Below are 14,364 nucleotides of genomic sequence, written 5' to 3' on the forward strand. Positions count from 1 at the left end.
AATCGAACTAGAGGAGGAATACACATGACAAATAAAAACAACTTAATCGTTTGTCGTTGTGAAGAGGTTACATATGGGCAACTTCAATCGACAATTGCTGAATATAACTGCTCGGCAAGAGAATTAAAATTAAGAACACGTGCTGGCATGGGATTTTGCGGTGGTCGCACATGCAGAATAATGATAGATCGAATGATTGAAAATGTGAATCCTGACGTAACTCTTAATGAACTACCGTTAAAATATCAACCACCAATACGTGCAGTTACTTTTGGATCAGTAGGTGAAAGTAAATGAGTAGAATTACACATCACCCTATTTTAGGTACTTTACAAAGTAGTGAGCGTATTACCTTTCAATTTAACGGTCATCAATACGAAGCATATGAACATGAAACGATAGCTGCTGCCCTGTTAGCAAATGGAATAAGGACATTAAGAGTTCATGAAGATAGCGGAACACCGCGAGGTATTTATTGTAATATCGGGCACTGTTCCGAATGCCGCGTGACAGTAAATAATCAAACAAATGTACGCGCATGCTTAACTGTTGTAGAAGAAAACATGGTTGTTGAAAGCGGGAAACAGCATCCGAATATCGTGAGAGAGATGGTGAAAAAGCGATGAGTGATGTAATTATTATAGGTGCAGGGCCAGCGGGATTATCTGCTTCTATCTCTTGTGCTCGTTTCGGACTAAAAGTGCTCGTTATTGATGAATTTATGAAGCCGGGCGGGAGATTGTTAGGACAGTTGCATCAAGAGCCTACTGGAGAATGGTGGAACGGAATAGAAGAATCCAAGCGACTTCATGAAGAAGCAGAATCACTTTCAGTACATATCAGGTGCGGTGTTTCGGTCTATAATTTAGATAGAGATGAAAACAATTGGTTTGTACATACTAATATCGGTACGTTAGAAGCACCTTTCGTACTACTTGCTACTGGAGCTGCGGAATATTCTATTCCCCTTCCTGGCTGGACACTTCCAGGAGTGATGTCAATTGGAGCAGCTCAAGTTATGACAAATGTTCATCGGGTGCAAGTTGGAAAAAAAGGAATTATTATTGGTGCTAACATTTTGTCTTTCGCCATTTTAAGTGAATTGCAATTAGCGGGAATTACAGTGGATCATATTGTACTCCCTGAGAAAAGCGAGTTAAGTCAAAAAGCTGGTGAACCTGAAGAAGTTTTAAACTCTCTTTTAAATGCAGCTCACCTCGCTCCTTCTGCTTTCTTGCGAATAGGTAGCCACTTTATGAAATTTGATTGGATTCGAAAAGCTGGATTAACATTCTATCCAAACAACGGAATGAAAATAAACGGAACGCCACTTCACCTTCGGAAAGCAGCTCTTGAAATTATCGGAACAGATCAAGTTGAAGGTGTACGTATTGCTAATATTGACTCTAAAGGAAATGTTATTAATGGAACAGAGAAAATATACGAAGCAGATTTTGTATGTATTGCCGGGGGATTATACCCACTTGCCGAACTTGCAGCTGTAGCTGGTTGTCCCTTCCATTACATTTCAGAATTAGGTGGACACGTTCCTCTCCATTCTGAAGCAATGGAAACCCCTCTTCCAGGTTTATTTGTAGCCGGCAATATTACAGGCATTGAAAGCGGAAAAATTGCGATGGCGCAAGGAACAGTTGCAGGTCTATCTATCGCAAAATATGCAAGTAAAAAACGTGATATAGTCGACAAACAATTATCTCACGCCATTCAAAACGTTCACTTTGTTCGTCAGAAAGCTACAATTCAGTTTAATCCTATGCTAGATATCGGTAGACGAAAAATGAATGAAATTTGGCGTGATTATTCTTCTACATATGCACATACTAAAAAGAGCTGTTGAGATTATTCTCAACAGCTCTTTTTTCTAGTCATCTGAGTTATTAAATTTCGCTAATGCGTAAATGCCTTCTTCATCATCTAATTCAAGTTGTAATCTCGCTGCGAATGGATTGACATTATATTCTCTGTCAAGCAATAAGCGTAAAGCTTCGATTAAGTTTGCTTGAATTAAAATTTGCTGGCGACCATTTACCTCTACTTCCGCAGAGAAACCGTAGTCGTCATCATACATGAGTTCAACTAACACTTCTTCTGGACCCACTTGTCTTTTTTCAGCTATATATACGCAAAGCGCATTTATAAGCTCTTGTTCAGAAATTTTTATTGTTTCCATGCTACTTCATCTGCTTTCTTCTTACGTTGGTCTTTGAAGTATTTAAATGCACGAACTGCTAACATTACGATACCAGCCATTACTAACATATTTACCATAAACGCTAATACTGAACCAAGAGCTCCCATATTTGCAAATAAGCTACCCATTAGTAAACCACCAAGACCACCTAGTAATAAACCTTTCATAAAGCTTCCTTTATTACTTTTTGGTGCTGTGTTTGTTGCTTTCGTTTTTGAATCTGGAGTCGTTTTTTGAGAATTTACATTTGAGTCTTTTTTGTTTAAATCAACTTTTGACTTTTGACCTGAACTTGGTGTAAATGATTTTTTACCAGATTTGTAACTTTTCGCTGCCGCATGATCTACGAACATAAAGCTGCTAGCCCCAAAGATAACCATAAATGCTGTCATTACTGCTACAAGTTTTTTCAACATATTATATCCATTCTCCTTTTATATAGATATATGTGAAATCTATCTTTCTAGTAAATTCAGAATGATAGATTTATTTTTAAGAACATTTTAAAGGTTCTTATGAACTTATTATATGAACTTTTGTCGAAATATGCAAGTATTATTTACTTCCGACAGTTTGGTGACAAAGGAAAAATTAAGCAAAACAGAATTGACTTTAAATGAAACAAAACATATTATAAGTTCATAAGAACTTTTTATTATTTTGGAGGTGAAAAGATGGAAACATTTCATCTCACACGAAACGAAATGGCTACCCTTCTTCTATCACTAAGAGGATGGAATACGAAAAAGCCTCTCGGTATTTTACAGGAAGCTTGGGCAAAGTCACATAAAAAAGATATTGAAAGCGGACAAAGCGTTACAGCTTTTATTACTACCGCACTTTCACCTATTTTTGAAAAGCTGATTAAAATTGACGATACTGATGTCGGTTTTTCTTTAAATGAAATAGTTGCGCTTGGCAATCAGATTGAAAACACAAGTTTCTCTGTAACTGCTATGCAAAACTGGGTGAAACGAGATATAAAAGAAATGATTGGCTCTCCGCAAAAAGGGAAAAAATATTCAATTGAACAAGCAGCCTTACTATTTATTGTCGAAGATTTAAAAACAGCACTTGATTTTGAATCCATTCGTAAGCTATTACGCCTTATTGTAAATGACCCAGCCGATCGAAGTGATGATTTAATCAATCCTGTTCATTTATATGTAGCATACTCTTCTCTATTTGAAGAACTCAATCAAGGGAATTGCTTACAATTAAATGCAACAGATACCGTTCATACAATTGAAAACATCGTAAAAGAAAAAGCTGATAAAATCGCAAGCAAGTTCGATCAAATTAATAACGAACAACGCGAAGCAATTCGTAACGCTATTATCATTGCGACCCTTTCTGTACATACCGCTTATGTACAAATGTTAGCAAAGCGTTACGTAACAGCAACTTTATTTTTACAGAACTTAGATGTGAAGCCTTAAAAAATAGGAGCAGAAATGCTTCTATTTTTTATGAGAAATTTTTAATAATCTTTTCATTAACCCTTCATGAAAACGTGGCTTATATCTTTTACTATAATAATTATGAGAGACATAAAAGAATTGAAATAGCAATCCCCTATGTAAATAAGGTATAATCTACATATAGTGAACCTTTTACGTCATTAAATAAAAGGTTCTTATACTCAAAAATTCATAAACTAGAAGGTGCAACAATGTTAAGTAGTTTTATTCATTCAGTATTAACGTTTTTTGAAGGATTAGGTTATTGGGGCATTATGCTTGGACTTATGATTGAAATTATCCCAAGTGAAATTGTCCTTGCTTATGCAGGATACTTAGTATTCAATGGAAGTATCTCATTTATAGGCGCTGTTGTATTCGGTACAATTGGCGGTGTTATTGCTCAAATCTTTATTTATTGGCTTGGACGATACGGCGGACGCCCTATATTAGAACGTTACGGAAAATATATTTTCATACATAAAAAACAAATAGATGCTGCAGAAGATTGGTTTAATCGTTACGGAACTGGCGTCATTTTTACAGCACGCTTCATTCCAGTAGTGCGTCATGCGATTTCAATTCCTGCTGGTATTACAAAAATGCCATTACTACGTTTCACTACATTAACAGCACTTGCGATTATCCCTTGGTCTATTATTTTCATTTATTTAGGTGAAAAACTAGGTGAAAATTGGGAGAATATAAATGATATTGCTGGTCCGTATGTGAAATCATTCGCAATTGGTGGCGTCGTACTTATACTTTTATACTTCGTTATAAAAAAATGGACAAAAAAGCGTAAAAATCTCGCTTAAGAATATAATAAAAACCGCTATAAATTCATTCGGAATTATAGCGGTTTTTTATTTATATATGAATTAATCTTCAGGAATTATATAATACCTTTCCATCTACATTTACATGGATAAGCAACCATTTGATCATTTCTTTCGTATATTATCTCAAAAAGGAGTGATTCCCCTATGCATTGGCAGCAAAAAATACCGTACTTAATCGGACGCCCTATCGGCATTTCCTTCATAAATGGGCAAGGAACTTCTGGTGTATTATGTTCAGCGCATGATGGTCAATTATATGTGTATGAATACCTTTATCAAGCTCAGTTTGCAATGAAACATTATGATTATAGACAGATTCAAGATATACATGCATTCCCAAATTGTCCTCACCAAAATCCTCTATACTAAAAAAATCGGAACGGCTCATAGCCATTCCGATTTCTATACTTTATTTCTCAGAATAAAATTTCTGCACTGCTTCATCAAAATAAATCCAACCTTTCCAGCCCAAATGAATCGTATCTTTTAAGAAATACTTATCATATTCATGACCAGAGAAATCAATTACTGGATATCCTGCTTTCTCAACCTGTTCTCGAACTTTTTTATAATACACTTCACGGCGTTCTTTCGGGAAGCCAGTATAATCATACCAGGGCCCATTTACAGGTACAGAAATAAAGAGTGGTTTGACATTTTTCTCTTTAAATAACTCTAAAATAATTTGTAAATCATCGTATTCTGGTGATTCATCATATGTTTCATTTGCTCTAAAGTTTTTTAAACCTTTTAGTTTTTTCTTCAGATTATTCTTATGATAATACGGATTTTCAATTCCGAATGTATTTGTAGTAGACTCAGCTTTCCCTTCTTGTTCTGCGTGTTTACGTGCGTCTTCCCAAGAAATTGAACGAAGTCCGATATTTGTTTTCTCCTTCATCGGTTCGATTTTAAATAAAGAGTTAAATATATCTCTATGATCTAAAATATTTCGATGCATATAAGCAAGTGGTTTAACTAAACCTGCTTTTATGTTATGTTTCGTATCATTATATACAATACCTTCTAATGAATTTTTTAATATATCATCTTCTTGAACAACTTTATAATCTAATAGCCGTTTCGCGATTTGCTTTTTCATTTCTGGATTTATCTTATCATTAAAAATAAAATGATATGCTTGTTGTTTGGAGAAATTATTAGTGAAATCCCCTTGTGAGACACCAGTCTTTGTAAACCATTGTGGTGAAAGAACAAAGACTACTTTTTTACCTTCTAATTCATCCATAGTAGATGTCATATTTAAAATATGAGCTAAACTTTGTGTACCGCCAGTTCCAATTAAAAACGGTGTAAAACCAGCTGGATTTACTTTGAAATAATTAGACGGATGATATGCATCCATTCGTAAAAATTCTGATGAACCGTACATCGGTAAATACTGTGAATTCTCTAACATTTTTTGCTGTAAGAAAACACTTTGTAATTTCTCTTTTTGTAAAGAAGTTGCCGCATCTTCTACCTTCTTATCACTAATAAGCGATACTAAACTTTTCGATGGGATTAGAATGATAATGAAAAAAAGCACACATGCTAAAATTATAGGACCAAAAGCATGCTTCATTTTCATCTTCTGTCCCTCTTTCTATCGTTATTAAATTGTAACCCTTGTTTTTGACACGTCATCTTTTCTCTCCTTTGTCTCTATACATGTCCCATTCTATTTATCTATTATATACATGTATGTATTTCCTTCCTTGTTCTATTAAGCCCTATATAAATAGCGCAAGAAAATTTTTCCATAGAAACATGTTAATTATACAAGATTCTACATAAATTTCACACTGGAATTTTAGTAATAATTTTATTTTTTAACAATAAAAAAACATATGAAATGTCTAGAATTCTTCGGATGATGTATGAAGTTCAAAATATGATAATAAACGCCCGCTATGATTAACTTCATGAGTATATATAAACCCGAGCTTTCGTAAAAGTTTTTTCGAGCTCTCATTTGCTACTTTAACTCTAGCAATTATTCTTGTTACATTCAAAGTCTCTATTGCATATTTAATGGAAGCCTCTGCTGCTTCTAATGCATACCCATTCCTCCAATGTTCTGGGTCAAGGAGATACATAATTTCTATTGCACCTGTTTCATCTACCTTTCTTAAACCACAATGTCCTAAAAGCTTTCCTGTTTCACTATTAAATAACAACCATACCCCGAAGTCATACTGTTCCCAATGTAAGATAAGTTGCCCAATATAATCATTTGTTTCTTCCTTCGACATTCCTCTTGATTTAGCCAACCATTTGCCAACAGTATCTTTTTTTAATATGTTATAAAACTGATTAATATCTTCTACAATTGGTTTCCTCATAAATAATCTTTTTGTATAAATTACTTTCTCTTCTTCAAACATAGACATCATTTCCCCTCCAAATACTGTTTACAGACTAATAAATTATACCATGAACTATTTTTCTAACTTTAAATAAGAAAAACAGACTATCACATACATGAAGTCTGTTTCTCCATTCTTTTATTTTTGTACATCTGCCCATTTTAAACTTGTAGCTGGACCAAATTGATGTACATATAAATCTTTCACATATGGTTTTTGTAAGTAAGATAATCCGCGCTGGAATACCGGTGCAATTACTGCATCATCAAGTAGCATTTTTTCAGCATCTTGCATTGCTTTCCAGCGAGCCTTTTCATCATTACCTAATTCTGTTTTAATCTTCTTAATTAACGCATCATATTCTGGGTTTGCATATTCTGTATTATTGACGCTACTTCCAGAAAGGAATACTTCTAAGTAAGTCATTGGATCTGGATAATCTGGTAACCAGCGTGATAACGACATTTCATATTCTTTCTTCTTCTCAAGTGCTAATTTTTGCGTATGTGGTTGTAATTTCACATTCACTTTTAATCCTGGTAAGTTTTTCTCAAGCTGCTCTTTAATGTACTCTCCAACTTTTTTAAAGTTTTCCAAGTCATAATTTAATAGTTCTAACGTCACTTCATTTGTACCTGTCTCTTGTTTTGCTTTCTCCCAATATTCCTTCGCCTGTTTTACATTTGTCTTATTAAACTCACCAGCCGTACTTCTAAAATCTTTCTTATCTGGGCCCTTTAAAAATCCTTTTGGTACGTAATAGTTTGCTGCAACCGATCCATCATTTAAAAATGAATCTGCGAGTCCCTTCTTATCAAAAACTGTACTTAGCGCAAGACGTGCATTTTTATTTTTAAGAATCGGTACATTTTCATTAAATCGGAAGAAGTACATAACTGGATCTGTATATTGTTTTAACTCTTTATTATTTTTATATTTATCTACGAATTCTGTAGAAATAACAGCTCTATCAACTTTATCTGTTTCATATAAATTTACCGCAGTTGAAATTTCTTTTACAATTTGATAGTTTACTTCATCTAACTTCACTTCTTTTTTATCCCAATACTTATCGTTTTTCTTCATTGTAAAGCTAGCTTCATGCTTCCACTCTGATAATGTAAACGGTCCATTATATACCGCTTTATTTGCTTCTAATCCATATTTATCACCTTGCTCTTTCGCATATTTTTCGTTAATTGGATAGAAGGATGGTAAAATTAATAATTTCGTAAAATACGGTACAGGATGTTCTAGCTCTACGACGAATGTTTTATCATCCTTCGCTTTTACTCCTAATTCATCTAGACCTAGTTGTTTTTTATTTATCTTCTCAGCATTTTTTACATCGTACGCAATGTATGCATATTGAGAAGCAGTATCTGGATTTACCAATTGCTTCCAAGCGTATACGTAATCATGAGCGGTTACTGGCTCTCCGTTAGACCATTTCGCATCACGTAATTGGAATGTATATGTTTTTCCATCTTTACTCACTTCATATTTTTGTGCGCCGGCTTCAATTACTTCATCATTTTTCGATAGACGAAATAGTCCTTCCATTACGTTATTCAAAACGTTAAACGAGACTGCATCTGTTACTTTCCCTGAATTTAACGACGGAATTTCACCTGTTTCTAGTAACTGTAATACTTTCTTCTCATCTTTCGGCTTTGTTGCAGTTTTTTCTTTTGCGCAACCAACTAAAAATGAAGAAACTAATAGAGTACTAACTAATGAGTAACGAACAACTTTTTTCATTTAAAAACCCCCTTCTATTTTTAAGGTAAGTAACGACGAGCACCAGCGTATTCTTCTATATATCCTGGTGTATTTAGCGGTATAATCTCTACCGACCTTTCAGCTCTTGGTGAGTGAATCATATTGCCATCACCAATATACATTGCAACGTGATGGACACTACCTTTCCCTTGATCATGTGCAAAGAAAATTAAATCTCCTTTTTGTAGATTTTCTTTATCAACTGCAACCCCTGCTCTTGATTGCGGTCCAGAATCTCGCGGAATTGTAATGCCGTGCGATTTATAGATCGTATGTGTGAAGCCAGAGCAATCAAATCCAAAACCACTTGTACCAGCCCATATATACGGTAAGCCTAAAAACATTTTCCCTGTGTTAATTAAATCATTGGCCGCCGGAGTTGGAATATCAGTTTGAGATCGGTAAACTGTTCCATCATTTTTTCGTAGCCATGCTTTCTGACCATTTGGCAACAATACACGGTATGAAATTGTGTCTTCACTTAATAGCGGCAGTCTTGTATTATAACTGACTTCAAGTGATTTATGTTTTTCAGAAGGATTTATATATAAAATCGCTGTTGGTTTAGTTATTAAGACAAAAGGTTCATTTGTTTTATCTGCAAATTCTTGATTATATGTTAATTGTTTTTCAGGCATCCAGCCCGGATAACCTTCTTCATTTCGTGGTGTTGGCTGTCCATGCACTAATACCTTCACCCATTCGCCTTTCTTATCAATAACAGTTACTTCTTGACCGAGTAAAGCTTGTGTTTCTAATTTATTTGCATTTGTTAACCATAGTTTCTCGTCAAGTGTCATTGATTTCGTCCATTTCCATAGATCCACTGGATTTGTTGCACTCGGTGTATCGATTGGTCTTAATGAATCAGGTGCTGTCCATAACGTTGCAGCAGATACACCTATAAATGCTTTATTATCCTTCTTTTCTTCAGCATTTGCCGATGTAAACGATGAAAATATAAATAAAGTTGTTAAAAATGCAGTTCCTACTTTTTTCATATATATCCCCCTTAAAAGATAGTTTACTTGTCTCTTCTCCTAAGATTTACTATTCACTGTCGATTGAAGGTTTACTTTTGATCCAGAATAAGTCATTCCTTCTGGCTCTTCCATTAACCAAAGCGGTGCATCAAGATCAAAATAATGAATATTAGGATGCGCTGCCGCTAAATGCGCAACAGCACTAACGGAAAGTGAAGACTCCATCATGCTGCCCACCATACACTTCACACCAGCTGTTTCTGCGATATCAGCAATACGCCATGCTTCACGTATGCCACCACATTTCATTAATTTAATATTAATAAAATCTGCATATCTTCCTTGAACGAGCTTTAATGCGTCACTTGCTGAAAATATACTTTCATCGGCCATAATTGGCGTTTGCACACGATCTTTGACGTACTTTAACCCATCCCAATCTTTCGCGTGTACTGGTTGTTCAATAAATTCTATATTTAAATTACGATTTTCCATCTCTTGAATGATAGAAACCGCTTCTTTTGGACTCCAACCTTGATTCGCATCTAAACGTAATGTCGTATTTCTTGGTACCACATTTCGAATTGCCTCAATACGTTCCAAATCTAAATGCGCCTCTTTACCCACTTTAATCTTTAATGTTTGAAATCCTTTTTCTATATGTTTCTTCGCTTCTTTTGCCATTAATACAGGCTCATCCACACTCACTGTAATATCGGTATGAATTTCTTTCTTCCCGCCTAACAATGCATATAACGGCACATTTTGATATTGGCAATATACATCATATAAAGCGATATCTACCGCTGCTTTCGCACTTGAATTTCCAATACAACTCATTTGAATGCGCTGTAGTAACTGCTGAAATTGAATGATATTTTGACCAATTAAACATGAACGCATCGGCCCTAAAATCGCTTCTTCCATTCCGCTGGTGAAATCCCCCGTAATAACTGGCGTTGCGGCTGCAGCCCCCTTACCAATCACTCCTTCGTCTGTATGAATATAAACATCTATACTTTCAATTTCGGTTACAGTACGAAGCGCGGTTTTAAACGGTGTATGCAGTTTTACACGTCTACGATTTACTTTTACATCTGTAATTTTCATTTTGTTCATCCTTTCGTTCTCCAATGAAGTGAAATTTTAATCCACCGGAGGTTTATACCCACGGATTATTGGGTAAACCTATTGGGCATTTACTCTTCTATCTCTCTACTTTGTTTTCGTTTACTTTTAATGTAGGACGATAATGTGAAATAAAAAAATCCAGCCATAAGAATGATTCTTACGGCTGGATTTTGTCTATGATTGAGTAGACAAAGCAGCAATCTGATTATATTTTTTCTGTGCATCTTTTAGCGCTACAAGTAACGCTTTTTGAGAAGAACCGAAATATCGGTTCTTTACTTCCATTACTAACGCCGGGTCATTTATATTTTTATGTAGAAATAAATATTTAACAAATTGAGATGTTAATGCAATTGTCGCTGAGCAGTCTGCATCTACAATTTCCCCTGTATCCTTAACAAGTATAAATGCTACGAAATAGCTTTTAAACTTTTCAGTAATGGGATTATTTTGAGGTGCTTTCGCATCCCCTACGATATAAATTGTATTTGAAGCGTACACAGCTATCTTCCTTTCTTATACAAGGATAACGGGTTTCTTAATAGTCGTATGAGCGAGGAACTCAACGTTGATTAAAAAATGTATCCGCTTACCTTGTATTATAATATAATTGACAGAATTTTAACAACATTTATTTTAGTGCATATTCCATATTTATGAAAATAGCTTAAACTCTTTATTTCTACAATATGTGATTGTTCCTTGTACCATGACATTCATACATAAAAAACTGCACCCCCAATTGTTAGACGGTGTCTAACAATTGGGGGTGCAGTTCAATGGCTAACTGTTTTTATTACTTTGGCATCACAAATATAGTTTCATTTGACTTAGAAAATTGATACTCTTTTCTCGCTAACTTCAAAATTTCTTCCTCATCGTCTGTTAAATTTTCTATGTTAGTCTTTAAAGAACCTTTATCTTTCTTTAAAGATACTAATTGCTTCTTTTGATCCGTAATCGTATCTTTCTTTTTATCAATTACTTCTTGTTGTTTCGTTAAAATATATTGAACGTACAGAGTAGTTGCCGCAATAAAAAGGACCATTAAAATAAGTCGCCTTAACTTCTTTTTATTTATCCTACGCTTGTCACTAGGTTGTGATAATTGCTCTGGTATATTAGGAACATTTACTCGTTTGAGTTTCCTCATTCAAATCCCCCTAACCCATATTTTTCACTACCATCGGCACGTTTTCTTACTAAATTAAATTCTATTCTTATAAAATAAACTCCTTCACAAAAATATCCCATAAATTAACCAATTAAAGATAGCATTCGACGACATTTCCATATTTACACCGTTTTTTTTTATACATGCTGCTATAAAATAGTAGTTTCTGTAATTCTTTTTCTACTATTGTAGAAGAGTTTTTTCACACAAAAAATTCCTTGCCCACATATCCATGTTATAACATGCTTACAAGGAGGAGAAATATGCATTACCGCACATTAGGTAAAACTGGAATAACTGTTTCTGAAATAGGTTTTGGCGCATGGGCAATCGGTGGTGATGAATGGGGACCTGTTAACGATAAACAATCTATAACCGCTATAAAAAAAGCAATTGAGTGTGGTGTGAATTTTATTGATACTGCGGATGTGTATGGTTTAGGACATAGCGAAAAGTTGGTGGCTACCGCGATTAAAGGACATCGCAATGATATTATCCTATCAACGAAAGGTGGTTTAATCGGGCATCACTACGACCCTAATGGAGTTCCTGTATATGATACTCCCGAAAAAATCATCGCCGTATTCGAAACAAGTTTACAACGTCTTCAAACAGATTATATTGATCTTTATTTTTGTCATATTTGGTGGCATAATCGTAGGGAAACAGAAGCATTTCTACGTGCATTTGACATATTAAAACGTGATGGCAAAGTAAGAGCAGTCGGTGTTTCGACTCATGATTTACAATACATTCATCATTTCAATAACAACAACGAAATTGATATCGTACAGCTTGATTACAATATATTAAATCGAAAACCAGAAAAAGATATATTACCATTTTTACAAGAGAAAAATTTAGGAGCTGTTATTCGTGGTCCATTAAAAATGGGCATTTTAACTGGAAAATTCACAAATAAAACAATTTTTCCGGATGGAGATTTACGCAAAGATTGGCCAAATGAAACTTGGTTTCAAGAAGACTTACAAACTGTAGAGAAACTTCGGTTGCTCTCAAATAAAAATCAGACCTTAGGGCAACTTGCACTTCGCTATGTACTCTCTCATCCGGCAGTAAGTGTTGTAATTCCTGGTGCCAAAACAGGAATACAAGCACAAGAAAATGCAAATGCATCTGTTCGCCCTATGTTGAGTGATGAAGAGCTTAACTATATTCATTCAATATAAAAAGCCCAATTCGGGCTTTTTAATTTGGGAAACTAATATCATACTCCATTCGCTTCGCTGTGTCCTCCGCAACATGCACACCTAACAAGTTTTTCACAATATGAAATGCCATATTAATTCCAGCTGAAATTCCGGCAGATGTTATAATATGTCCTTCATCTACAAACTTTACATTTTCTATAACTTCAACATTTTGAAACTCATTTTTAAACTTTTCAATACTAGCCCAATGTGTTGTTGCTTTTAAACCTTCCAGTAAACCTGCTTTCGCCAGTAATAGCGCTCCTGTACAAACTGAAGTCATCAGCTTTACTTCTTTCATTTGTTGGCGAATCCATTTTATTACTATTTCATTTTTTATTTCATATTCTCTAGCACCTAGCCCGCCCGGAATTATTAAAATATCCACTGGTGGTAAATTTTCAATACTATAATCTGGCTGTACCTTCAATCCGTTCCTTGCTGTAATCATTTCCCCATTCTCGCTAACTGTATAAACAGTAAATGGTTTTTCCTCATTCACCTCAGTTACAGAAAAAACTTCAAATGGCCCTGCAAAGTCTAACACTTCTACTTCATTAAATAAAAATATACCAACACTCCATTTATTCATCATAAGTTCACTTCCTGTTTCAAATGATGTAATAGATGATCATATCCTTTTTCTAATGCAATATCATACGCTGTTTTCCCATCATTTTTCTTTATCATCTTATTAGCTCCATTTTTAAGGAGTAACATAATTATTTCTTCATTTCCTAATAATGCCGCTTCGTGAAGTCCTGTCCAGCCACCACTTTGCATAATATTTACATCTAATCCTTTTTCAATTAAGAAAGCAACATGTTCACTTTGCTTGTTCGCAATTGCTGCTTGCAAAGGCGTATTTTCATTTTCGTTTTTCGCTCTACTATGTATATCTGCACCACTTTCTAAAAGAAAACTCGCTATTTCTTTCTGTCCAAAATAAGCTGCTAAATGAAGTGGTGTCCATCCATCTTCACTACATTCGTTAACAATACTTGGACTCGCCTTTATAAACTTCACTACTTTTTCCTTATTACCACTTATAACAGCTTGTGCTATTGATTGTAAATGCTCCATAATAATCTCCCATCCTTCAAAATATTTAAGCATCTCCTTCTACATGTTCTATTCATTATTATATTTTCCTTTTAAAATCTTAAGTTTACATAATAATATTATATATCACTTTTTGTG

18 protein-coding genes are annotated in these 14,364 nt (G+C 34.6%); 7 read left to right on the forward strand and 11 right to left on the reverse strand.

Annotated elements, in window-relative coordinates:
• Positions 1 to 24: 24 nt before the first annotated feature.
• The 3 genes from MHH55_RS08215 to MHH55_RS08225 are packed head-to-tail and all read left to right on the forward strand — an operon-like array spanning position 25 to position 1,858.
• Entirely contained in the window at positions 25 to 297 is a 273-nt protein-coding gene (locus MHH55_RS08215; protein WP_000182620.1) for a (2Fe-2S)-binding protein, read from the forward strand.
• Positions 294 to 626 carry a (2Fe-2S)-binding protein gene (locus MHH55_RS08220; protein ID WP_000087065.1) on the forward strand — a complete coding sequence of 111 codons (333 nt, stop codon included), beginning with the start codon at positions 294 to 296 and terminating at the stop codon, positions 624 to 626. The genes MHH55_RS08215 and MHH55_RS08220 overlap by 4 nt, the downstream gene beginning before the upstream one ends.
• A complete protein-coding gene (locus MHH55_RS08225; RefSeq protein WP_078187165.1) occupies positions 623 to 1,858 on the forward strand; it encodes an NAD(P)/FAD-dependent oxidoreductase in 1,236 nt (411 codons plus the stop codon). The genes MHH55_RS08220 and MHH55_RS08225 overlap by 4 nt, the downstream gene beginning before the upstream one ends.
• Positions 1,859 to 1,882: 24 nt before the next feature.
• Here the strand turns inward: MHH55_RS08225 and MHH55_RS08230 are convergent, their stop codons facing one another.
• Both MHH55_RS08230 and MHH55_RS08235 read right to left on the reverse strand, forming a co-directional pair.
• On the reverse strand, positions 1,883 to 2,191 hold the full coding sequence (locus MHH55_RS08230; protein WP_000447758.1) for a YxcD family protein: 309 nt from the start codon (positions 2,189 to 2,191) through the stop codon (positions 1,883 to 1,885).
• Positions 2,179 to 2,628 (reverse strand): hypothetical protein, encoded by a 450-nt coding sequence (locus MHH55_RS08235; RefSeq protein WP_000914478.1) that lies wholly within the window; start codon positions 2,626 to 2,628, stop codon positions 2,179 to 2,181. Before MHH55_RS08235 ends, MHH55_RS08230 begins: the two co-directional genes overlap by 13 nt.
• Before the next feature lie 258 nt (positions 2,629 to 2,886).
• Here MHH55_RS08235 and MHH55_RS08240 point away from each other — a divergent pair, with 258 nt between their 5' ends.
• The 3 genes from MHH55_RS08240 (at position 2,887) to MHH55_RS08250 (ending at position 4,883) form a co-directional block, all read left to right on the forward strand.
• Complete coding sequence (locus MHH55_RS08240) at positions 2,887 to 3,651, forward strand: DUF1836 domain-containing protein (RefSeq protein WP_000447231.1); 765 nt, start codon at positions 2,887 to 2,889, stop codon at positions 3,649 to 3,651.
• A gap of 233 nt (positions 3,652 to 3,884) precedes the next feature.
• Positions 3,885 to 4,490 (forward strand): DedA family protein, encoded by a 606-nt coding sequence (locus tag MHH55_RS08245; protein WP_000952913.1) that lies wholly within the window; start codon positions 3,885 to 3,887, stop codon positions 4,488 to 4,490.
• A 168-nt stretch (positions 4,491 to 4,658) separates the two neighbouring features.
• Complete coding sequence (locus MHH55_RS08250; RefSeq protein ID WP_000558689.1) at positions 4,659 to 4,883, forward strand: hypothetical protein; 225 nt, start codon at positions 4,659 to 4,661, stop codon at positions 4,881 to 4,883.
• Between the two features lie 40 nt (positions 4,884 to 4,923).
• On the opposite strand, the gene dltD is transcribed toward MHH55_RS08250, so the two are convergent.
• The 7 genes from dltD to MHH55_RS08285 form a co-directional block, all read right to left on the reverse strand.
• A complete protein-coding gene (gene dltD / locus MHH55_RS08255) occupies positions 4,924 to 6,105 on the reverse strand; it encodes a D-alanyl-lipoteichoic acid biosynthesis protein DltD (protein ID WP_000782309.1) in 1,182 nt (393 codons plus the stop codon).
• A 268-nt stretch (positions 6,106 to 6,373) separates the two neighbouring features.
• The gene (locus tag MHH55_RS08260; protein ID WP_000061617.1) at positions 6,374 to 6,907 is read right to left on the reverse strand and encodes a GNAT family N-acetyltransferase; all 534 of its coding nucleotides are present in this window, start codon (positions 6,905 to 6,907) and stop codon (positions 6,374 to 6,376) included.
• Between the two features lie 114 nt (positions 6,908 to 7,021).
• Positions 7,022 to 8,644, reverse strand: coding sequence for a peptide ABC transporter substrate-binding protein (locus tag MHH55_RS08265; protein ID WP_000758260.1), 1,623 nt, complete (start codon positions 8,642 to 8,644; stop codon positions 7,022 to 7,024).
• Between the two features lie 20 nt (positions 8,645 to 8,664).
• The gene (locus MHH55_RS08270) at positions 8,665 to 9,666 is read right to left on the reverse strand and encodes a C40 family peptidase (RefSeq protein WP_078187317.1); all 1,002 of its coding nucleotides are present in this window, start codon (positions 9,664 to 9,666) and stop codon (positions 8,665 to 8,667) included.
• Positions 9,667 to 9,705: 39 nt separating this feature from the next.
• The gene (locus tag MHH55_RS08275) at positions 9,706 to 10,767 is read right to left on the reverse strand and encodes a dipeptide epimerase (protein ID WP_001038463.1); all 1,062 of its coding nucleotides are present in this window, start codon (positions 10,765 to 10,767) and stop codon (positions 9,706 to 9,708) included.
• A 186-nt stretch (positions 10,768 to 10,953) separates the two neighbouring features.
• Complete coding sequence (locus MHH55_RS08280; protein WP_000271312.1) at positions 10,954 to 11,280, reverse strand: DUF3870 domain-containing protein; 327 nt, start codon at positions 11,278 to 11,280, stop codon at positions 10,954 to 10,956.
• A gap of 295 nt (positions 11,281 to 11,575) precedes the next feature.
• A complete protein-coding gene (locus MHH55_RS08285; RefSeq protein WP_078187318.1) occupies positions 11,576 to 11,932 on the reverse strand; it encodes an FtsB family cell division protein in 357 nt (118 codons plus the stop codon).
• 284 nt (positions 11,933 to 12,216) lie between these two features.
• Here MHH55_RS08285 and MHH55_RS08290 point away from each other — a divergent pair, with 284 nt between their 5' ends.
• The gene (locus tag MHH55_RS08290; protein WP_000559357.1) at positions 12,217 to 13,143 is read left to right on the forward strand and encodes an aldo/keto reductase; all 927 of its coding nucleotides are present in this window, start codon (positions 12,217 to 12,219) and stop codon (positions 13,141 to 13,143) included.
• Between the two features lie 19 nt (positions 13,144 to 13,162).
• Here the strand turns inward: MHH55_RS08290 and MHH55_RS08295 are convergent, their stop codons facing one another.
• A complete protein-coding gene (locus MHH55_RS08295) occupies positions 13,163 to 13,759 on the reverse strand; it encodes a DJ-1/PfpI family protein (protein ID WP_000981423.1) in 597 nt (198 codons plus the stop codon).
• On the reverse strand, positions 13,756 to 14,247 hold the full coding sequence (locus MHH55_RS08300) for an ankyrin repeat domain-containing protein (protein ID WP_000400679.1): 492 nt from the start codon (positions 14,245 to 14,247) through the stop codon (positions 13,756 to 13,758). The genes MHH55_RS08295 and MHH55_RS08300 overlap by 4 nt, the downstream gene beginning before the upstream one ends.
• Positions 14,248 to 14,364: the final 117 nt, after the last annotated feature.

Origin of the sequence: Bacillus sp. FSL K6-2944 (assembly GCF_038005385.1) — a bacterium.
Taxonomy (GTDB): domain Bacteria; phylum Bacillota; class Bacilli; order Bacillales; family Bacillaceae_G; genus Bacillus_A; species Bacillus_A cereus.